The sequence below is a fragment of the Pseudoxanthomonas sp. 68-E7 genome (genome assembly GCF_057773145.1).
Genome location: NZ_JBYMTI010000001.1, coordinates 53,605 through 72,724, shown reverse-complemented (window position 1 = coordinate 72,724; position 19,120 = coordinate 53,605). Strand labels below are relative to the sequence as shown.

18 protein-coding genes are annotated in these 19,120 nt (G+C 68.2%); 9 read left to right on the top strand and 9 right to left on the bottom strand.

Annotated features, from left to right (window positions below; genetic code table 11):
• Positions 1–33: 33 nt before the first annotated feature.
• Entirely contained in the window at positions 34–1,599 is a 1,566-nt protein-coding gene (locus tag AC3DE2_RS00340) for a serine hydrolase (protein ID WP_295377362.1), read from the bottom strand.
• Positions 1,600–1,667: 68 nt separating this feature from the next.
• Positions 1,668–1,994, bottom strand: coding sequence for a hypothetical protein (locus tag AC3DE2_RS00335; protein WP_295377365.1), 327 nt, complete (start codon positions 1,992–1,994; stop codon positions 1,668–1,670).
• 142 nt (positions 1,995–2,136) lie between these two features.
• Here AC3DE2_RS00335 and AC3DE2_RS00330 point away from each other — a divergent pair, with 142 nt between their 5' ends.
• The 7 genes from AC3DE2_RS00330 to AC3DE2_RS00300 all read left to right on the top strand — a co-directional run bounded on the left by AC3DE2_RS00330 (position 2,137) and on the right by AC3DE2_RS00300 (position 8,624).
• Positions 2,137–2,736, top strand: coding sequence for an RNA polymerase sigma factor (locus AC3DE2_RS00330; RefSeq protein ID WP_488424548.1), 600 nt, complete (start codon positions 2,137–2,139; stop codon positions 2,734–2,736).
• Positions 2,733–3,203 carry a hypothetical protein gene (locus tag AC3DE2_RS00325; protein ID WP_488424546.1) on the top strand — a complete coding sequence of 157 codons (471 nt, stop codon included), beginning with the start codon at positions 2,733–2,735 and terminating at the stop codon, positions 3,201–3,203. Before AC3DE2_RS00330 ends, AC3DE2_RS00325 begins: the two co-directional genes overlap by 4 nt.
• A gap of 245 nt (positions 3,204–3,448) precedes the next feature.
• Entirely contained in the window at positions 3,449–4,123 is a 675-nt protein-coding gene (locus tag AC3DE2_RS00320) for an ABC transporter ATP-binding protein (RefSeq protein ID WP_488424545.1), read from the top strand.
• On the top strand, positions 4,107–5,096 hold the full coding sequence (locus AC3DE2_RS00315; protein ID WP_488424543.1) for an HlyD family secretion protein: 990 nt from the start codon (positions 4,107–4,109) through the stop codon (positions 5,094–5,096). The genes AC3DE2_RS00320 and AC3DE2_RS00315 overlap by 17 nt, the downstream gene beginning before the upstream one ends.
• Entirely contained in the window at positions 5,093–6,079 is a 987-nt protein-coding gene (locus tag AC3DE2_RS00310; protein ID WP_488424541.1) for an HlyD family secretion protein, read from the top strand. The genes AC3DE2_RS00315 and AC3DE2_RS00310 overlap by 4 nt, the downstream gene beginning before the upstream one ends.
• The gene (locus AC3DE2_RS00305) at positions 6,076–7,362 is read left to right on the top strand and encodes an efflux RND transporter periplasmic adaptor subunit (protein WP_295377380.1); all 1,287 of its coding nucleotides are present in this window, start codon (positions 6,076–6,078) and stop codon (positions 7,360–7,362) included. The genes AC3DE2_RS00310 and AC3DE2_RS00305 overlap by 4 nt, the downstream gene beginning before the upstream one ends.
• Positions 7,359–8,624 (top strand): ABC transporter permease, encoded by a 1,266-nt coding sequence (locus AC3DE2_RS00300; RefSeq protein ID WP_295377382.1) that lies wholly within the window; start codon positions 7,359–7,361, stop codon positions 8,622–8,624. The genes AC3DE2_RS00305 and AC3DE2_RS00300 overlap by 4 nt, the downstream gene beginning before the upstream one ends.
• Positions 8,625–9,515: 891 nt before the next feature.
• Here the strand turns inward: AC3DE2_RS00300 and AC3DE2_RS00295 are convergent.
• Complete coding sequence (locus tag AC3DE2_RS00295; RefSeq protein ID WP_488425227.1) at positions 9,516–10,241, bottom strand: phytanoyl-CoA dioxygenase family protein; 726 nt, start codon at positions 10,239–10,241, stop codon at positions 9,516–9,518.
• 280 nt (positions 10,242–10,521) lie between these two features.
• Between AC3DE2_RS00295 and fabA the strand changes: the two genes are divergently transcribed.
• Positions 10,522–11,037, top strand: a complete 516-nt coding sequence (gene fabA / locus AC3DE2_RS00290; protein ID WP_295382908.1) for a 3-hydroxyacyl-[acyl-carrier-protein] dehydratase FabA — start codon at positions 10,522–10,524, stop codon at positions 11,035–11,037.
• A 2-nt stretch (positions 11,038–11,039) separates the two neighbouring features.
• Positions 11,040–12,248: a beta-ketoacyl-ACP synthase I gene (gene fabB, locus AC3DE2_RS00285; RefSeq protein ID WP_488424540.1), complete on the top strand. Its 1,209-nt coding sequence runs from the start codon at positions 11,040–11,042 to the stop codon at positions 12,246–12,248.
• A 50-nt stretch (positions 12,249–12,298) separates the two neighbouring features.
• On the opposite strand, the gene AC3DE2_RS00280 is transcribed toward fabB, so the two are convergent.
• From AC3DE2_RS00280 to yczE, 6 genes are all read right to left on the bottom strand, one after another.
• Positions 12,299–13,090, bottom strand: coding sequence for a MetQ/NlpA family ABC transporter substrate-binding protein (locus AC3DE2_RS00280; RefSeq protein ID WP_295382904.1), 792 nt, complete (start codon positions 13,088–13,090; stop codon positions 12,299–12,301).
• Positions 13,091–13,119: 29 nt separating this feature from the next.
• Complete coding sequence (locus AC3DE2_RS00275; RefSeq protein ID WP_295382903.1) at positions 13,120–13,800, bottom strand: methionine ABC transporter permease; 681 nt, start codon at positions 13,798–13,800, stop codon at positions 13,120–13,122.
• Positions 13,797–14,804: a methionine ABC transporter ATP-binding protein gene (locus AC3DE2_RS00270; RefSeq protein WP_488425226.1), complete on the bottom strand. Its 1,008-nt coding sequence runs from the start codon at positions 14,802–14,804 to the stop codon at positions 13,797–13,799. Before AC3DE2_RS00270 ends, AC3DE2_RS00275 begins: the two co-directional genes overlap by 4 nt.
• 165 nt (positions 14,805–14,969) lie before the next feature.
• On the bottom strand, positions 14,970–17,255 hold the full coding sequence (locus AC3DE2_RS00265; protein ID WP_488424538.1) for a M20/M25/M40 family metallo-hydrolase: 2,286 nt from the start codon (positions 17,253–17,255) through the stop codon (positions 14,970–14,972).
• 285 nt (positions 17,256–17,540) lie between these two features.
• Positions 17,541–18,380 (bottom strand): PhzF family phenazine biosynthesis protein, encoded by an 840-nt coding sequence (locus AC3DE2_RS00260; RefSeq protein ID WP_488424537.1) that lies wholly within the window; start codon positions 18,378–18,380, stop codon positions 17,541–17,543.
• The gene (gene yczE / locus AC3DE2_RS00255; RefSeq protein WP_488424535.1) at positions 18,380–19,063 is read right to left on the bottom strand and encodes a membrane protein YczE; all 684 of its coding nucleotides are present in this window, start codon (positions 19,061–19,063) and stop codon (positions 18,380–18,382) included. Before yczE ends, AC3DE2_RS00260 begins: the two co-directional genes overlap by 1 nt.
• Positions 19,064–19,120: the final 57 nt, after the last annotated feature.

The following is a 19,120-nucleotide window of genomic DNA, read 5'->3' as shown; positions in this document are numbered from 1 at the left end:
TGGGCCTACGCCATGACGTCCCCCTCACGAAATTCATCTCGCGCCATTTGATATCGACGTTTTCGAGAAAGACGGCGACACAGATCCGACCGACGATTCTTGCGGCGCTGCCACGCTCCGCTTCCGGAACGCCATGCCGTCGAAGGCAATCGACTCGACCCGGGCATCCTTCACCGTGAAGGCCAGCAGCTGGCCGCTGTTGGGCGCGAATTCGACGCGCACGTGATCCGGCTGCTCGGCACCGGTCGCCACCGCATCCAGCCGGCCCCAGCGGATCCGCAGGCCGCCCGGACCTTCGCGGGTGACCACCATGTCGCCCAGCAGATCATGTCGATAAGTACCGACATAGCGATCCCGCGGCGCCGACAAGTGCCAGGCGCGCGCGCGGATTTCTTCCCGCTTCGCCAGCATGTTCCGGCGGAACGCCCGCGCTTTCTCCTGCAATTCCGCGAACCGGCGCGTGGAGGTCGTGGCGATGTCCGCCTCGCCCAGCAGCAGGCCATACACGTGATCGGCAATGAGGTTGGTCAGCTGCGCGCCCAGCATGTCCTCGTTGTTGAGTACCACCAGGCCGATGCCTTCTTCCGGCAGGAACGACAGGTGCGCGTGGAAGCCGGCGAAGCCGCCGAAGTGGTGCAGCATCCTCCGGCCCTTGTAGGGACCGGTGTACCAGCCCCAGGCATAGCCGGTGCGCTGGAAATCCTGGTACTTCGCGTCCAGCCCGATCCGGGTCTGGTGCGAACGCATGATCGCCGTCGCCGGCGGGCCACCGGCACGCGCATCTGGAAACTGCGCCAGCAGGAACCGGGCGAGATCCGGCGCCGTCGAGACCAGTCCACCCGCCGCCTGCATGGTGTCGTCGGACTTGGCGAGATACAGCGGCACGCCCGGTTCGTCCGAGGCGAACGAATAGGGTTTGGCCAGGATCCAGCCGGCTGCGTGCGCGCGGCTGATCCGGGCGGTCGTGTGGCGCATGCCCAATGGCTGGAAAATGGCGCGCTCCAGTTGCGTTTGCCACGGCGTGCCGAACCGTTCGTCCATCCACACGCTGGCGATGTTGTAGCCGACGTTGGTGTACTTGAAGCTGCCGTGCGTGGCCTCCGGATCCGGCGCCGACAGCGCCACCAGCGCGCGCCGCGACGCCGCATCGTGCACGCCGCTGAACGCGGTCGCCCAGACCAGCGGCGGGTTGTCCACGCCGGAGCCGTGCACCAGCAGATCGCCCAGCGTCACCGTTGCCGCATCGAAACCGGTGAAGCGCAGATCCGGGAACATCTCCCGCATCGATACGCGCATGTCCAGCTGCCCGGCCTGTTCCTCGATCAGCGCATTCAGGGCGAAGAACGGCTTGGTGGCCGAGGCGATGTAGAACACGGTGTCGCGGGTCACCGGTACATGCGCCGCGATGTCCGCGTCGCCGAAATAGCCTTCGTAGATCACCTTGCCGTCCTTCACCACCGCCACCGCGGTGCCGGAGGGATGCGCGGTGGCGTCCTTGGTCTGCCGGATGAGGCGGGCCAGCGGCGCGAAGTCGGGATCGCCGGCCGATGCGATCGCCGGCATGGCCGCCAGCAGCATGGCTGCCAGGAAGTGCTTCATGGTGTTGTTCCTTGCGCGACGAACGGCATGGCGACCGGGACGCGGCGTCCCGGTCGCATGGCGGGTGGTTACCGGGCGCGGCGTTCCAGCAGGTAGTAGGCCACGTTGCCCAGGCCGGTCGCGCCGAGCAGCAGCGCGATGGTGCCGGGGGTGATCTCGTCGGCGCCGATCAGTTCCACCCCCGCGAAACCCAATGCCAGCGCCAGCATCACGCAGCCCCAGTGCAGCGAGGCCTGGCGGCGGCGGGTGGTCTCGCCTTCCAGCAGCGATCGCACCAGTTCCTCGGACCCGCGCGACTCGATGACCCGACGGCGCGTATAGGCGTCGACCACGGTCTTGATGGAGTAGACGATGCCGATGATCAGGGTGATGGGGATGAGCAGTTCGAAGTTCATGGCGGGTACCGGTCGGGTGGGTCGTGGGGTGGGTCGTGGGGTGGGCCGCGGGAGGGCTTGTGGATGGAGATACGCCCGGCGGCCCGCCGGTTGCACTTTCGCCGGTTGCAACCGTTCGCCGCTCCGGCGTATCCCTATGCGGATGCCCATCCCTTCCGCCGCCACCGAGACCGCTCCGCAGGCCGATCGCGATCTGGTCGAGGCCGTGCTGGCGGGCCGAAGTGGCGCGTTCGAACACCTGGTGCGGACCTACCAGGGCCTGTGCTGGCGCATCGTGGAGGACATCGTCCGGCATCCGGAGGACACCCGCGAGCTGTGCCAGGAGGTGTTCCTGCGCATCCACCGTTCACTGCACCAGTACCGTGGCGACAGCGCCCTGAAATCGTGGGTGGCGCAGGTGGCCTGCTCGGTGGCGCTGCGGCACATCGAACGCAAGCGACTGCCGCTGGTGGAAACCCGTGACGAAGAGGATGGCCTCGCCCCGGCCGATCGCGTCAGCGATGGCTTCGATCTGGAAGCGGCGACGGTCGATCAGGATCTCCAGGCGCACCTGCATGCCGCCATCGACGCCCTGCCGCCGCTGCAGCGCATGCTGCTCACGCTCTACCATCTGGAAGAAATGCACATCGGCGACATCGCCCGATCCACCGGACTGGCCGAAGGCACCATCAAGAGCCATCTGTTCCGCAGCCGCAAACGCTTGCGGGACATTCTGGAAGCCCGCATGGGAGTCCCCGCATGAACACCCGCGACAAGAACCCGCCCACGCCGGGCACGCCCTTGGAACCGCCCTTCGACGCCCGCGAATGGGAGCAGCAGGAACGTGGCCGGCACGCGGCACGACAGGCCGGTGACGCCGATCCGGAGACCGCCGTGCGCGACTACCGCCTCGTGGCCCGCGCTGTCCGTTCCCGCCCGCACGGCGAGCCACCCGCCGATTTCGCGACGGCCGTCGCCGGCCTGGTGGCCGAGCGCGAGCCCGGCATCGAACGCGGGCTGTCCCGCTGGCTGAGCGCCGCGCTGGTGATCGTCCTGGGCATCGTGAGCCTGCGTTACGGCGCCTCGGTGTGGGCGGCCTTCCAGCAGGCGCTCGGCGACGCGGCCGCCGGCTGGGCCCTGCTCGGCCTCGGCTGCGCGGGCCTGTCCTGGGTCGGTGCCCGGGTCCAGGCCTTCGCCCTGCAGGCGCGCCCCCGGCGTTCGATCGCCTGATTGCGGAAGCGGCGTCACCGCAGCGCTTGCGTTTGCGGCTCGCCAGCGCGCATGCCGGCACCATTCGCCCATCGGCTGGTGCCGATGGCGGCCATCCATGACCAAAGGGACTTGATGCCCCCGGCCAGTCCGCTCAAATGGCGGATTGGCATACGACATCGAACAATACCGATGCGGGCACGCGCGCGGGAACCTTTCCGCCCTGCCGGCGGTCGGTTGCGTTTCGGGGAAACGAGGGAGCGGGAATGATTGAACTGCATGGCGTGCAGCGCCACTACGCCATGAGCGGGCAGACCGTGAAGGCGCTGGCAGGCGTGGACCTGCGCATCGACGGCGGCGAGTTCGTCGCTATCACCGGGCCGTCCGGATCCGGCAAGTCCAGCCTGCTGAACATCCTCGGCTGCCTGGACCATCCCAACGCGGGGCGCTATCTGTTCGAAGGCCGCGACGTGGCCACGTTCGACGACGAGGCCAGCAGCGATCTGCGCAACCGGCGCATCGGCTTCGTGTTCCAGAGTTTCCACCTGCTGCCGCGCCTGACCGTGCTGGAGAACGTGCTGCTGCCGCTGCGCTTCCATCGCCAGCCGCCGGCCGGGACCCATGACCGCGCGATGGCGCTGCTGGATCGGGTCGGTCTGGCCGAGCGCCGCGATCATCGTCCCAGCGAACTGTCCGGCGGCCAGATGCAGCGCGCCGCCATCGCCCGCGCCCTGCTGCTGCAACCGGCGCTGCTGCTCGCCGACGAGCCCACCGGCAACCTGGATTCGCGCAGCGCCGCCGACGTGCTGGCGTTGATCGACGAAGTGCATGCCGGCGGCCAGACCGTGGTGCTGGTCACCCACGACAATGACATCGCCGCGCGCGCCCCGCGCCAGGTCAAGCTGCGCGACGGGAGGGTCGAGCATGACGCATTGCAGTAAGCCCCTGTTCGCCGGCACCTGCCTGGCCCTGGCCTTCATCCTCGCCACGCCCGCGCGGGCGGTGGTGCTGACCGGCGAGGTGCGCGCGATCGACGCGCAGCAGATCCTCACTCCGCAATCGAACAGTTCGCCGGTGGTGATCCGCTACTACGTGCCCGAGGGCGAGCGGGTGAAGAAGGGCGATGTCGTGCTGCGCATCGATCCCGGCCAGTCCGCCAGCCGGATTCCCGATCTGGAGGCGGAGATCGAACAGACCCTCGCCAAGAACGCCAAGGACGTGGCCGAACTGCAAGTCAAGGCGGTGCAGGCGGAAACCGAACTGGTCGACGCCGAAGCCGAACTGGCCACCGCCAAACTGGACGCGCGCATCCCGCGTGAACTGATTTCCGCGCTGGACTACGACCGTTACCAAGGCGACCTGGACCGCACCACCCGCGAAGCCGCGCTCAAGCGCAAGCAACTGGACGCGGCGCGCGCCGCGGTGCAGCGCAGCGTCGACGACGGCCAGTTGCAGGTGCGCAAGCTGGAACTGCAACGCGACTACCACACGGCGATGGTGCGGACCTCCGAGGTCAAGGCCGATCGCGACGGCGTGGTCGTGCACGGCTTCAACAACAACTGGATCGGCGGCCGCATCGACGAGGGCTCCTCGACCATGCCCGGCAGCAAGGCCGGCGAGGTGGTCAGCAGCGGGCGGATGAGCGTGCGCGCGTGGGCGCTGGAGCCGGACCGGCGCGGCCTGGAGATCGGACAGCCGGTCGACCTGAGTTTCGACGCCCTGCCCGGCAAGCGCGTCGCCGGTCGCATCGGGTTCATTTCCGGCGCGCCCGAACGCCGGCCCGAATGGGGCGAGGGCCGTTACTTCATCGTCGACGTCACCCTGGACTCGGGCCCGCTCACGCTGATGCCGGGCATGAGCGTGCGCGTGATCGCCAAACCGCAAGCCGCGGCGGCCGGAGGCAAGGCCCGATGAAGATCCGTCCCGCCTTCCCGCGCATGTCCCTGTTCGCCTTCGCGCTGGCGACCGCGTTGCCGGCCGCCCATGCCGCCACCCTGCGGGTGGATGGCGAAGTCTATGCGCAACGCAGTTCGCAGCTGATGCCGCCCTCGGTGGATCGCATGTGGCAGTTCAACATCACCCAGCTGGCACCCGATGGCAGCGCGGTGAAGAAGGGCGATGTCGTGGTGGCTTTCGACACCAGCGATCTCGTTCGGCAGCTGAGCGAGAAGCAGAGCCTGCTGCAGGAAAAGAAGCGCACGCTGGAAAACCTCACCCTGGATCTGGCCGAGCGCGAGCGCAGCCAGCGCCTGACCACCGCCGAGGCCGACGCCCAGCGCGACAAGGCGCGCCGCAAGACCGAGCAGCCGCGCGAACTGATCGCCGCGCTGGAGTACGACAAGCTGGTCGAGGAGCGGCGCCGCACCGAGCGCCTCGCCGAACTGGCCCAGGTCGCCGAGCGCGCGGCGGCCGAACAGCGCCGGCAGGAACTGCGGCTGGTGAACTCGGAACTGCAGCAGGCGCAGGCCGACGTGACCCGTCTGCAGGCCTCGATCGCCGCGCTCAACCTGCCGGCGCCGCGCGATGGCGTGATCATGCACAAGAGCAGCTGGAACGGGGAGAAGTTCGACGTCGGTTCGCAGGTCTGGCGCGGCCAGACCGTGGCCGAGATTCCCGATCCCACCACCCTGGCCGTGCGCGCGCAGTTGCCGGAACGGGATCTGCAGCGGGTCAAGGTCGGCGTGCCGGCGCGGATCGTGATCGAGGGCGGCGGCGGCAGCGTCCATCGCGGCCAGGTCGCCAGCATCGGCCGCGCCGTGCGCAGCAAGTCGCAGGTGCAGCCGGTACCCATCCTGGATCTGGAAATCCGCCTGGACGACGCCAAGGCCAGGCTGCGCCCGGGCCAGGCGGTGCGGGTCGAGCTGAGCGTGCCCGATATCGCCGGAGGTGCGAAATGAGACGTCATCGACAGGCCGGATTGATGCTGGCGCTGGCCTGCGTCCTGGCCGCCTGCGGCAAGCCCGAGGCGCCGGTCGCCACCGAGACGGTCACGCCCGGCGCGCTGCGCATCGCCGTGCGTGGCGAAGGCGAACTGCGCTCGGCCAAGCCGACTCCGCTGATGGTGCCCGGCCAGAACTGGACCGCGCGCCAGGTGGAATGGATGCTGCCGGAAGGCTCGCTGGTGAAGAAGGGCGATCTGCTGGCGCGCTTCATCTCGCCCGATGGCGAGCAGCAGCTGGCGCAGGCGATGATCGATCTGCAGCGCAATGCGCTGGCGCGGATCGCCAAGGAGGGCGACCTGTCCTCCGCGCTGGGGCGGGTGGAAGTGGATCTGTCGCAGGTCGCCGTGCAGCTGGGCATCGCCCAGCGCTACGCCGAGGCGGATCTGAGCACCGTCGCGCGCAACCAGGTGCTGGACGCCATCGAGGACAAGGAGTACCTGCAGGTGCGCCAGGGCACCCTGCAATGGCAGCGCGACCAGTCCGGCGTGCGCGGCGACGCGGAAATGGCGGTGCTCGACGCGCAGCGCGCCACCTTCGATATCAACGCCAGGAGCCGCAAGGACGATCTGGATGCGCTGGAACTGCGCGCGCCCAACGATGGCGTGCTGGTGCTTTCGGCCAACTGGTCCGGCGACAAGCCCATGGTCGGCGCCAACCTGCGCGCCGGCTTCGAGTTCGGCAACCTGCCCGATACCGGCGCGATGGAAGTGGAGATCGATCTGCCGCAGATCGAGGCGCAAGGCGTGCAGGTCGGCGACGCGGTGGTGCTGCATCCGCTCGGCCGGCCGGATCAGCGCATCGACAGCAAGCTGTCGTGGGTCGCCAGCGCCGCCAAGGTCCGCAACCGCGAGAGCCCGGTCAAGTACCTGTCCATGCGCGCACCGGTGCCCACCGCCGCGGTGGAACGCCACCGCCTGCTGCCCGGCCAGCGCTTCGAGGCCACCGTGGTGCTGCTCGACGCCAAGGACGCGATGGCCGTGCCCAACGTCGCCATCGAACAACGCGATGGTCGCCACTGGGTGCAGTTGCGCCAGGGCGGCGACTACGTCGCGCGTGAAGTGAAGCTGGGTGTTCGCGGCACCGCGCGCTCGCAGGTCCTGTCCGGCCTGAAGCCCGGCGATCAGGTGCGCCTGTCGCAGGTCGAGGTGCCCGCGCCCGGAGACGATGCCAAGGAAGCCGACAAGGACACCAGCCCCGTCGATGAAGCCGGTGGCGAAAAGCAGGAAAAGAAAGCATGAGCGGCACACCTTCCCTGGGATTGTTCAACCGCCTGCCCACGGTCTGGCGTGAAGCCGTCGAAGAACTCTGGCGGCGGCGCCTGCGCACCCTGCTGACCCTGCTGGGCATGATCTTCGGCGTCGGCGCGATCGTGGCGATGCAGGCGGTGGGCGAAGGCAGCCGGCGTGAAGCCTTGCGCCTGGTGGAAGGCCTGGGCCTGCACAACCTGATCGCCGAGGCCAAGCAGCAGGACGAGGACACCCTGAAGGAAACCCGCGAACGCAGCCTGGGCCTGACCGTGGCCGACGCCGATGCCGCGCGCAGCGTCGTGCCCGGCGCCGAACGCCATGCCGCCGAGAAGGCCATCCGCACGCATACCGTGTTCAGCGATGCCGGGCGCAGCGACGCGCAGGCCAGCGGCGTCAGCGCGGCCTGGTTCGACCTGTCTTCGCTGCGCATCCGCGACGGCCGCGCCTTCGGCGCCGAGGATGAAGCGATGCTGTCGGCGGTGGCCGTGCTGGGTCACCAGGCCGCGGCGGACTTGTTTCCGAAGGGCGGCGCGATCGGTGGCCTGATCAAGGTCAACCACGTGTGGCTGGAAGTGATCGGCGTGCTCGCCGATCGCGATCTGGGCCAGGACAGCTTCGAGGGCGTGCAGCTGGGCTCGGAAAGCAATCGCATCTATGTGCCACTGGCGAGCGCGCGTGCGCGCTTCCGTTTCCAGCCGCAGGAGGACGAAGTCGATCGCTTCCTGCTGCGGCTGGATGATCCCACCCGGCTGGCGGCCGGCGCCGGCGTGCTGGCGGCGGTGCTGGACCAGCGCCACGCCGGCATGGCGGATTACCAGCTGATCGTGCCGCAGCAGTTGTTCCAGCAGCACCAGCAGACCCAGCGCATCTTCCAGGTGGTGATGGGCGCGATCGCTGGCGTCAGCCTGCTGGTCGGTGGCATCGGCATCATGAACATCATGCTCGCCAACGTGCTGGAGCGGCGCCGCGAAATCGGCCTACTGCGCGCGCTCGGCGCCCGCCGGCGCGACGTGATCGCGCAGTTCCTGCGCGAGGCCACGGTCATCTGCATCGCCGGCGCGGTGCTGGGCCTGGTCTTCGGCGGCGTGCTGGCCTATCTGATCGCGATGTTCGCCGGCTGGCAGGTCGCCTGGGCGCCGCTGCCGATCCTGCTCTCGGCCGGATTCTGCGCACTGGTCGGCATGGCCTTCGGTGTCTATCCGGCACGGCAGGCCGCGCAGCTGGATCCGATCGCCGCGCTGCGGCACGATTGAAGCCGCCTCGGCCACTTTGGAAAAAGAGGGCGGTGCCTGCGAAGTTGGTGACGGGGGATTGCTCTTCGCGACAAAAGCAAATCCCCCTCAGTCCCCCTTTTACAAAGGGGGAAGAAAAAAAGTCGGAGGCAGTTGCGGGCGGAACGATGCCCGCCTGAATACCCCCTTTGGAAAAAGGGGGGGGATGCCAGCAAAGCTGGTGACGGGGGATTTGCTCTTCGCGACAAAAGCAAATCCCCCTCAGTCCCCCTTTTACAAAGGGGGAAGAAAAAAAGTCGGAGGGGCGGTTGCGGGCGGAACGATGCCCGCCTGAATACCCCCTTTGGAAAAAGGGGGCGATGCCAGCAAAGCTGGTGACGGGGGATTTGCTCTTCGCGACAAAAGCAAATCCCCCTCAGTCCCCCTTTTACAAAGGGGGAAGAAAAAAGTCGGAGGGCGGTTGCGGGCGGAACGATGCCCGCCTGAATAGCCCCCTTTGAAAAAGGGGGTGGCGCCTGCGAAGCAGGTGACGGGGGATTTGCTCTTCGCGACAAAAGCAAATCCCCCTCAGTCCCCCTTTTACAAAGGGGGAAGAAAAAAAGTCGGAGGCGGTTGCGGGCGGAACGATGCCCGCCTGAATAGCCCCCTTTGAAAAAAGGGGGCGGCGCCTGCGAAGCAGGTGACGGGGGATTTGCTCTTCGCGATAGAAGTGAATCCCCCTCAGTTCCCCTTTTGTAAAGAAGGCTGGCCACCCACCGACGAACCCTGGGGCGTGCGCGAGATGCATGTCCGCCATCCCGACGGACACGTGTTCCGGATCAGCCAGTCGAACGAGGGCGGGGCGCCTGCGGCCTGAGCGCCGTCACCGCCGGAGGCAGAAGGCGGCAACGTAGTGCCCTGCGACCGGCAGCATCAGGCGACATACCGCCATCGCAATCCATGCGGAAGCCTGCGCGGGCCATACAGGAAATGCAGCACGCGGCGCTGGCTTTCGCCGCGGGCCTTGGAGGATGCGTGCAGCAGCAGAGGACGCATCGCCATGATCGAACCACGCGCCGCCACGCAGATCACTTCGCCGCGCTCGCTCCGGCATCGCAGCGCGGCTTCCGGAGCAAACCTTCCCGACCGGTGCGATCCCGGCACCACGCGCAGCGGACCGTCGTCCACGCCGCAATCATCCAGGTGCAGGCGAATCGCGACGAGTTGCTGAAGCAGTTCCACCGACGGCTGGACATGCAGGACGCCCTCCTTCTCCGACCAACCCGAAAGTTCCGGGTGCTCCTCGCGCGCCGCCACCGGAATACCGAGATCCTGATGCAGGCTGACCGACCAGTTGGTCGATCGCGATTTCTCGAACCAGAGGCACTGGACCGCCACGTGGTCCGGCGGAATCAACGGCGCCACCCGCGGATGCCGGCGAATCGCGGCGGCGAGTCCGGCACACCAGGGCGCCTCCAGCAGATGCCGGCCGCCCGGATCGCCGGACGAAGGCAGGTGCCTCGTCACCTGTGCGCATGACTCTTCCGTCAGCACGTTCGCGATGAGCGCGAAACCCGCCTGCAGGAACTCCCGTGCTTCCGCGGCCGAAGCGCGGGATGCATGGCGGGAATCCGTATCGGATACGGAAGGGAGAGGCACGGAAGGTGGGGTCACTCGGCTCGGTTCCTCCAGCCGTGAACGCGAAAGACGGCGGCGTCAATGCGCAAGTTCAACCCATCCGCGCAATTCGCGCACCGTACGCCGGCGCATGCGAGGCGCTCCGGCCATGGGATTGGCCACCTCGCCCGGGCGAAAATCCAAGCGCCGCCTCATTCTTCGTCGGCCTACGCGACCGTATGGAAAACGCCGCCTGATCTGCGTCAATACACGTGTATGCACAATTGTGCATTATTCTGGTTCCTGACCTGTCGGATTGCTCATGAAATCCCCCGCTTCCTTTACCCGGGACCAGCTGCTGGCCAGCGCCCGCGGCGAACTGTTCGGCCCGGAGGCCGGCCGTCTTCCCAACGACCCGATGCTGATGTTCGACCGCATCACCGAGATCCGCGAGGACGGTGGCGCGCACGGCAAGGGCATGGTGCGGGCGGAACTGGATATCCATCCCGACCTGTGGTTCTTCCAGTGCCATTTCCTCGGCGACCCGGTGATGCCCGGCTGCCTGGGCCTGGACGCGCTGTGGCAGTTGACCGGTTTCTATCTCACCTGGATCGGCGCGCCCGGTCGCGGCCGTGCGCTCGGCACCGGCGAGGTGAAGTTCACCGGCCAGGTGTTGCCCACCGCCAAGCGGGTGACCTATGAAGTCGACATCAGCCGCGTCATCAACCGCAAGCTGGTGCTGGCGGTGGCCGACGGTCGCATGCTGGTCGATGGTCGCGAGATCTATACCGCGCGCGATCTGCGCGTGGGCCTGTTCACTTCCACGGAGAGCTTCTGAGCATGCGCCGCGTCGTCATCACCGGCCTGGGCATCACGTCCTGCCTGGGCAACGATCCCGGCACCGTCTCCGCGTCGCTGCGCGAAGGCCGCTCCGGCATCCGTCATCTGCCGCAGTACGCCGAACTCGGCTTCCGCAGCCAGGTCGGCGGCGCGCCGGACCTGGATCTGGAAGCCCTGATCGATCGCAAGCAGAAGCGCTTCATGGGCGATGCCGCGGCCTACGCCTACCTGGCGATGCGCGACGCGATCGCCGACGCCGGCCTGGACGAGAGCCTGGTCAGCCAGCCGCGCACCGGCCTCATCGCCGGCTCCGGCGGCGGTTCGGCCGAATGGCAGATCGAGGCGGCGGATCTGCTGCGCCAGCGCGGCATCCGCAAGGTCGGCCCGTACATGGTGCCGCGCACGATGTGCTCGACCGTTTCGGCCACGCTGGCCACCGCGTACAAGATCAAGGGCGTGAGCTACTCGCTGTCCGCCGCCTGCGCGACGTCCGCGCACTGCATCGGCGCGGCGGCGGATCTGATCCGCGCCGGCCGCCAGGACATCGTGTTCGCCGGTGGCGGCGAGGAACTGCACTGGGCGCTGACCATGATGTTCGACGCGATGGGCGCGTTGTCCAGCCAGCGCAACGAGGATCCGACCCATGCCTCGCGTCCCTACGACGCCGATCGCGACGGTTTCGTCATCGCCGGCGGCGGCGGCATGCTGGTGCTGGAAGACTACGATCACGCGGTGAAGCGCGGCGCGCGCATCCACGCCGAACTGCTCGGCTACGGTGTGACCTCCGACGGCGCCGACATGGTCGCGCCCTCCGGCGAAGGCGCGGTGCGCTGCATGCAGATGGCGATGGAAGGCGTGAGCGCGCCGATCGACTACCTCAACACCCACGGCACCTCGACGCCGCTGGGCGACATGGTCGAACTGGAGGCGGTGCGCAGCGCGTTCGGGGATGCGATGCCGCCGCTCTCCTCGACCAAGGCGCTGTCCGGCCACTCGCTCGGCGCGGCCAGCGTGCACGAGGCGATCTACTGCCTGCTGATGATGCGCGACGGCTTCATCGCCGGCTCGGCCAACATCGACACCCTGGACCCGCGCGCCGAAGGCTTCCCCCTCGTGCGCGAAAGCCGCGACGCGAAGCTGGATACGGTCATGTCCAACAGCTTCGGCTTCGGCGGCACCAACGCCTCGCTGGTGTTCGGCCGGGTATGACCCGCGATGGGTGGCTGCTCCGCAGCCGCCCATCCGCTTCCGGCGCCGGCTCAGAACGCCGGCAGCACCGCGCCCTGGTACTTCTTCTGGATGAACTCGCGCACGGCGGGACTGGTCAGCGCGGCTTCCAGCTTCTTCACCCGCGGATCGTCGCGCAGTTCCGGGCGGCCGACCAGGAAATTCACGTAGGGCGACTTCGCATCCTCGATGGCGAGGGCGTCGCGGGTCGGCTGCAGGCCGGCGTCCAGCGCGTAGTTGGTGTTGATCAGCGCCAGATCCACCTGGTCCAGCACGCGCGGCAGCATCGCGGCATCGAGTTCGCGGAATTTCAGCTGCTTCGGATTGGCGGCGATGTCGTGCAGGGTCGCCATCTGGTTGTCCGGATCCTTGAGCTGGATGACCCCGGCGCGGTGCAGCAGGATCAGCGCGCGGCTGTTGTTGCTCGGATCGTTGGGAATGACCACGTCCGCGCCGGCCGGCAGCGCGTCCAGCGATTTGTGCCGTCGTGAGTACGCGCCGAACGGCTCGATGTGCACGCCGATGTAGGTTTCCAGCTTCGTCCCGCGATCCTGGTTGTAGGCCTTCAGGTACGGCTCGGTCTGGAAATAGTTCACGTCGATCTGTCCCTGCACGACCTGATCGTTGGGCTGCACGTAATCGTTGAACACGCGCACCTCCAGCTTCACGCCTTCCTTGGCCAGCAGCGGCTTGACCACCTCCAGGATTTCCGCATGCGGCACGGCGGTGGCGGCGATGGTGAGGGTGTCGCCGGATTTGGCCGCCGGCTTGCAGCCCGCCAGGGCCAGCAGCAACAGCGACAGTGGGAGCAGCAACTTCTTCATGGGGGAAGACCTTGGAAAGGAAAGGGGGATCAGCGGCGGTTGAAGCGACGGACCAGGCTGTCGCCCAGCCACTGCAGGAGCTGGACGATGAGCAGCAGCAGCGCCACGGTGATCACCGCGACCGCGGTCTGCGAACGCTGGTAGCCATCCCGGTAGGCCAGGTCGCCCAGGCCGCCGGAACCGATGGCGCCGCCCATCGCGGTGAATCCGATCAGTGCCACCGCGGTCACGGTCGCGCCGGCCAGCAACCCCGGCATCGCTTCCGGCAGCAGCACGCGGCGGACCAGTTGCCAGGTGGTGGTGCCCATCGCCTCGCTGGCTTCGATCACGCCCGGATGCACCTCGCGCAACGCGGTCTCGACCAGGCGCGCATAGAACGGCACCGCGCCCACCACCAGCGGCAGGATCGCGCCGCGCACGCCCAGCGACGTGCCCACCAAGGCCGTCGTCACCGGAATCAGCACGATCATCAAGATGATGAAGGGCGCCGAGCGGACCAGGTTGACCAGCAGCGCCAGCGCGCCGTGCAGCCAGCGGTTCTCCAGCCGCTGGCGGGCATCGCTGAGGAACAGCAGCACGCCGAGCAACAAGCCCAGCAGCAGGGTCAGCGGCAAGGCGCCTGCCAGCATCAGCAGGGTGTCGCCGCTCGCCACCAGCACTTCGCCCCACTTCGCCGGACTCAAGCCCAGCACGGTCGCGATCGTGATCATGCGCGCAGCACCTCGACATCGACGCCCGCCGCCGCAAGCCGGCTCGTCGCGGCGTCTGCGTCGCCCTCGGTCATGGCAATGGTGAGCTGGCCATAGGGTGTATCGCGGATGCGACCAATCCGGCCGCCCAGGATGGTGTAGTCCACGCCGGTCTGGCGCGCGATCTGGCCGAGCAGCGGCCGGTAGGTGTCGCCACCGAGGAAGGTCAGGCGCAGGATGCGGCCGGGCACAGCGTCCAGCGCGCGATGCTGCTCGTCCTCGTCCAGGTGTTCGGCGTCGACCACGAACTGCCGCGTGGTCGGATGGGACGGATGCAGGAATACCTGGGTCACCGGTCCGGTTTCCACCAGTTGGCCGGCGTCCAGCACCGCCACGCGATGGCAGATGCTGCGCACCACTTCCATCTCGTGGGTGATCAGGACGATGGTCAATCCGAGTTCGCGGTTCAGATCCGCCAGCAGGCGCAGGATCGACTGGGTGGTCTGCGGATCCAGCGCGCTGGTGGCCTCGTCGCACAGCAGCAGGTGCGGCTGGGTGGCCAGCGCGCGCGCGATGCCCACGCGCTGTTTCTGGCCGCCGGACAATTGCGCCGGGTAGCGATCCGCCAGCGCCCGCAGGCCAACCCGTTCCAGCAACTGCGCCACCCGCTGCTCGATCTGCGGACGCTTCATGCCGGCCAGTTGCAGCGGGAACGCCACGTTGTCCGCCACCGTCTGCGACGACAGCAGGTTGAAGTGCTGGAAGATCATGCCGATGCGCCGGCGCGCGGCGCGCAGTTGCGGTTCCGGCAGCGCCGCGATGTCCTGCCCTTCCACCAGCACCTGTCCCTGCGAAGGCCGCTCCAGGCCGTTGATCAGTCGCAGCAGGGTCGACTTGCCGGCACCGGACTGGCCGATGATGCCGAAGATCTCGCCCTGCCGGATTTCCAGATCCAGCGGTCGCAGCGCCACCGTCTCACCGGTGGGCGTGGCGAAGGACTTGCTGATGTTCTTGAACTGGATCATGAAGCGGTCGACCTGCAGGGAAGCGCTCACCCGCCCGTGGAAACGTGGAAATGCGAGGGCGCCGACGAAGTCGGCCGGGACGCGATGGGGAGCGTCACGATAGCCTGTCCTCGCCGGCTGTCAAATGCGCGCCGCGGCGATTTCCCGCCATGGCGAGCCGCCGCCTCAGCGCGCCAGTTCCGCCTCCAGCGCCACCAGTCCGGCGCGATAGGCATCCAATGCCGCGGCCGTCCTGTCGACGTAACGCGCCAGATCGTCCCAGCGTCCGTCCTCCAGCGCCTCGCGGATGCCCGGCAGCGTCTTCACTTCGTAACCCGTGGCCAGGCCGGGGGCATAGATGAGGTTCCGGTACCACTGCCTGCCAGGCAGTCCTTCCGGCGTGAGCAGCACCTGATCCAGCCGCTGGATGGCCGCGTTGATGCCGGCGCGGCGTGCGGGTGGCAAGGACGGCCCGTGCTCCGCGAGACGCCGATCCAGTTGTTTCGCGCTCTCGGCCAGGCGCGCGACCGCCTTGTCCAGCGCACTGAAGTCCAGCGCCGGTACCGTCGGCGCGGGCGTGGGCGCGGCGAGCGGGCGGTTCGGATGGCTGGCGGCGGCATACGCACCGCTTTCGGCCAACCGCTTTTCCGTTGCCGCCGTCGTGCGTTGCGCGTCCGCCTGCTGTTTCAACTGCCGCGCGAAGCCGTCGATGGCGGTGGCCAGATCCTCGAAGCGCTGCGGCAGGACCGGCGCGTTGGCCGTGCGCAGCACCGCGCGCCCGGCGGTCTTCGCCAGCAGCGGCAGGTACTGGAATCCGGGATCGATGAAGCGGGCGAAGTAGTCGTAGGAATCGTACAGCGAGTGGTAGACGCCACCGCCGCCGCCGTGCCCGCCGTAGCCCAGATCCAAGGTCGGCAGACCCAGATGCTGCAGGAACGGGCTGTAATCGCTGCCCGAGCCCAATGCCTTCAGCGGCATATCCTCGCCACGCTCGGCGCGCTGCGCCGCTTCCTTCAGCGCCGGCCTGGCATCGCCGGCCAGCGCATCCAGTCGCACCTTCGCCCGCCAGCGCTGCTGCACGCTCACGCCGCTGTCCGGATCCCGCACCTGCGCGGCGATCTGGTTGACCAGCGCCTGCAGCGCATGCGAGCCGCCGGCCTCCAGGAAACCCCGTCCGTTGCCATCGGTGTTGACGTACAACACTGCCTTGGCGCGCAGTTCGTCGGCGTGCTGTTCCACCCATTCGGTCGAACCCAGCAGGCCGGCTTCCTCGCCATCCCAGCTGGCGTACACCAGGGTCCGTTTCGGACGTTCACCCTGCCGGGCCAATGCGCCGATGGCCTGCGCCTCGGCCAGCAACGCGGCCGTGCCCGACAGCGGATCGGCGGCGCCCAGCACCCAGGCATCGCGATGGTTGCCGCGCACCACCCATTGATCCGGCTGTTCGCTGCCCGCCAGCGTGGCGATGACGTTGTAGAGCGTGCGCGTCTGCGCCTCGTTGTCCACTTTCAGGCGCAACCGGACTTTGTCGTCGCCGCCGACGCGATAGGTCAGCGGCAAGGCGCCGCGCCACGATTCCGGCGCGATCGGCCCGCCCAGCGCCGCCAGCAATGGCCTGGCATCGCCCCAGCTGATCGGCACCGTGGGAATGCGCAGGACGCTGGCCGCCTCGTCGGGCGACAGGCGCGGCGTACCCGCGACGGAAGGGGTTCCCGGCGTCAGCGGATCCCCCGGATAGCGCGCGAAGTTCAGCACCGATCCACGCTGCACGCTCCATTCGCTGCGCGCCGGCCCGTCGGGATAGGCGACGTCCTGGAAGTAGCCGTCATCACGCGGATCGGAATAGATCAGCGTGCCGACCGCGCCATGTTCCTGCGCCAGCCGCGGCTTCAGTCCGCGCCATCCCTTGCCGTAGCGGGCGATGACGATCTTGCCCTTCACGTCCACACCCTGCTGCGCGAGCAGACGGTAGTCCTCGGCCAGGCCGTAATTGACGTAGACCAGATCCGCGGTGACCTCGCCGCTGCCGCCGTAGATCACGTAAGGCGGCAGCACATCCTGCGTCTGCGCGGAGGTCCGATCGGCCGGCAGCGCCGGCTCGCTCAGGCGCGCGCGATAGGCGGTCGGCGCCAGCAGTTCCACTTCCACCGAACGCGGTGCCGGCCAGTACACCTGGTATTCCTCGATCCGGGCTTCCCAACCGTAGCTCTGGAACCTGCGCTGGATGTCCCGCGCATTGGCGAGGTTGTGCGGCGCGCCCACCTGGTTGGGCGCGGCGGACCATTGCTGCAGCCAGCCGCGATAGTCGGCCTGCTCGACCTGCCGGTCGAAGCGCTGCTCCACTGCGATCTGCGCCGCGCTGGCGATCGCGTCATAGCCGATCAACCGCGGCGACGGGTCGGCCGCGCTGGCCGCTGGTGGGAGAGACAGCGCAGCGGCCAGCACGGCCCATGGAAACGGAATTTTCGACATGCGTTACCCGGCAAAAGAAGGAAAATCATGCCGGGATCCGTGGATGACGCGCCGTGAAGCCGTGCCAGCGCCGCCACGGTCAGGAAGGAACGCTGGCCTGCGTCGCCCCCGACGCATCGCAAGCGCGGATGCAGCGTGGATTCCCCAGGCAGGACGCTCACCATAACGGCAAGCGGCGTCATCCGGTGATGGCCGGGACGCATATGCTTATGCCGTATTTCCACTTGCCATGGACGCGAATCGTCCTTGCGACGGTTCGCGGTTCAATCCGGCAGGGAGACGCGCCTACGCGCTTTCGATCTTCACCGCGCGGCCGCTGACGCGCACGCCTTCACGGAGATTCGCGGGCACCGCCACCTCGATCCGGCTCGGACGGCCGAGATCGTCCCCCTGCCGGATGAGCAAACGCCGCTGCGCCGGCAACGCATCGCGGCTGTCCAGATAGGCACCCAGGGCCGCCGCCGCCGCGCCCGTCGCCGGGTCTTCGACCACGCCGCCCGGCGGGAAGGGATTGCGGGCGTGGAAGGTCTGCCCGTCCTCGCGCCAGATCAGGTTCACCGTGGTCCAGCCGCACCGCGCCATCAGATCGGCGAGCGCATCGAAGTCGTAGTCCAATCGTGCCAGGCGGTCCCGCGTGGCCGCCGCGATGATCGGATGCCAGGCGCCGGCATAGGCGACCGCCGGGGGCAGCGCGGGATTGAGGTCATCGCGCCGCCAGCGCAATGCCGCCAGCAGCCGATCGAGATCGCCGTCCGCCAGCGCCGCCACGCGCGGCTCGACGCTGGCCAGGGTGGCCCTCGATTGCCCATCGACGTCCACCCGCACCCGACCGGCGCGCGTGTGCAGCACCTTCTCGCCGGTGCCATGCGCGACCGCGTGCGCCACCGTCGCGGCGATGGTGGCGTGGCCGCAGAACGGCACCTCCGCCAGCGGGCTGAAGTAGCGCACGTCGAGTTCGCCGTCCGCGCGCGGCAACAGGAAAGCGGTTTCCGAATAGCCCACCTCGGTGGCGATGCGCTGCATGTCGGCATCGGACAGATCCCGCGCGTCCAGCACCACCCCCGCGGGATTGCCACCCGCCGGATCCATGGTGAAGGCGCTGTAGCGCAGCACGTTGGCGTTCATCAGGCTTCCTCCGGCACGGCCGCGCGTGGCGCCGGTTCGTCCAGCCGCACCACCAGGTAGCGCAGGAAAAACTGGGTCAGCGGCCCAACGCCCAGGGCGAAGATCACCGTGCCCACGCCGGCGACGCCACCCAGCAGTACGCCGGCGATGAGCACGGTGACTTCGATGATCGTGCGCACCTTGCGGATCGACCAGCCGGTGCGACGCGACAATCCGGTCATCAGACCGTCGCGCGGTCCCGGTCCCAGTTGCGCGCCCACGTACAACGCGGTGGCGAAGGCGCAGGTCACCACGCCCGCCAGCATGTAGGCGATGCGCAGCCACAGGCTTTCCGGCACGCCGAGCATCGCCAGGCTGATGTCGGCGAACGGCCCCAGCAACAGACTGTTGGCGACCGTGCCCAGGCCCGGCATCTGCCGCAACGGTATCCACCCCAGCAACACCACCACGGCGGTGATGATCATCACCACGCCGAACGACACCGGCAGGTGCAGCGACAGGCCCAGATGGAACACGTCCCAGGGCGAGGCGCCGATGGCGCCCTTCACCATCAGGGCGATGGCCAGGCCATACAGCCAGAGACCGACCAGCAGCCGGAACAGCCGTTCGGGCAGGCGCCCGGCCTTGAGCTGCGCGAGGGGGCCCAGATTGGACAGGCCCAAGGAGGGGGAGATCGTTGCCATGGAGCCACCTTGGAGGCGATTGGACCTTTTTTATAGGGCCAATCGTGCGATAGTGGC

Excerpts from the sequence above, each read along its gene's own strand:
- AC3DE2_RS00340 (WP_295377362.1), bottom strand. The coding sequence starts at position 1,599 with ATGAAGCACTTCCTGGCAGCCATGCTGCTGGCGGCCATGCCGGCGATC.
- AC3DE2_RS00335 (WP_295377365.1), bottom strand. The coding sequence starts at position 1,994 with ATGAACTTCGAACTGCTCATCCCCATCACCCTGATCATCGGCATCGTC.
- AC3DE2_RS00330 (WP_488424548.1), top strand. The coding sequence starts at position 2,137 with ATGCCCATCCCTTCCGCCGCCACCGAGACCGCTCCGCAGGCCGATCGC.
- AC3DE2_RS00325 (WP_488424546.1), top strand. The coding sequence starts at position 2,733 with ATGAACACCCGCGACAAGAACCCGCCCACGCCGGGCACGCCCTTGGAA.
- AC3DE2_RS00320 (WP_488424545.1), top strand. The coding sequence starts at position 3,449 with ATGATTGAACTGCATGGCGTGCAGCGCCACTACGCCATGAGCGGGCAG.
- AC3DE2_RS00315 (WP_488424543.1), top strand. The coding sequence starts at position 4,107 with ATGACGCATTGCAGTAAGCCCCTGTTCGCCGGCACCTGCCTGGCCCTG.
- AC3DE2_RS00310 (WP_488424541.1), top strand. The coding sequence starts at position 5,093 with ATGAAGATCCGTCCCGCCTTCCCGCGCATGTCCCTGTTCGCCTTCGCG.
- AC3DE2_RS00305 (WP_295377380.1), top strand. The coding sequence starts at position 6,076 with ATGAGACGTCATCGACAGGCCGGATTGATGCTGGCGCTGGCCTGCGTC.
- AC3DE2_RS00300 (WP_295377382.1), top strand. The coding sequence starts at position 7,359 with ATGAGCGGCACACCTTCCCTGGGATTGTTCAACCGCCTGCCCACGGTC.
- fabA (WP_295382908.1), top strand. The coding sequence starts at position 10,522 with ATGAAATCCCCCGCTTCCTTTACCCGGGACCAGCTGCTGGCCAGCGCC.
- fabB (WP_488424540.1), top strand. The coding sequence starts at position 11,040 with ATGCGCCGCGTCGTCATCACCGGCCTGGGCATCACGTCCTGCCTGGGC.
- AC3DE2_RS00280 (WP_295382904.1), bottom strand. The coding sequence starts at position 13,090 with ATGAAGAAGTTGCTGCTCCCACTGTCGCTGTTGCTGCTGGCCCTGGCG.
- AC3DE2_RS00275 (WP_295382903.1), bottom strand. The coding sequence starts at position 13,800 with ATGATCACGATCGCGACCGTGCTGGGCTTGAGTCCGGCGAAGTGGGGC.
- AC3DE2_RS00270 (WP_488425226.1), bottom strand. The coding sequence starts at position 14,804 with ATGATCCAGTTCAAGAACATCAGCAAGTCCTTCGCCACGCCCACCGGT.
- AC3DE2_RS00265 (WP_488424538.1), bottom strand. The coding sequence starts at position 17,255 with ATGTCGAAAATTCCGTTTCCATGGGCCGTGCTGGCCGCTGCGCTGTCT.
- AC3DE2_RS00260 (WP_488424537.1), bottom strand. The coding sequence starts at position 18,380 with ATGAACGCCAACGTGCTGCGCTACAGCGCCTTCACCATGGATCCGGCG.
- yczE (WP_488424535.1), bottom strand. The coding sequence starts at position 19,063 with ATGGCAACGATCTCCCCCTCCTTGGGCCTGTCCAATCTGGGCCCCCTC.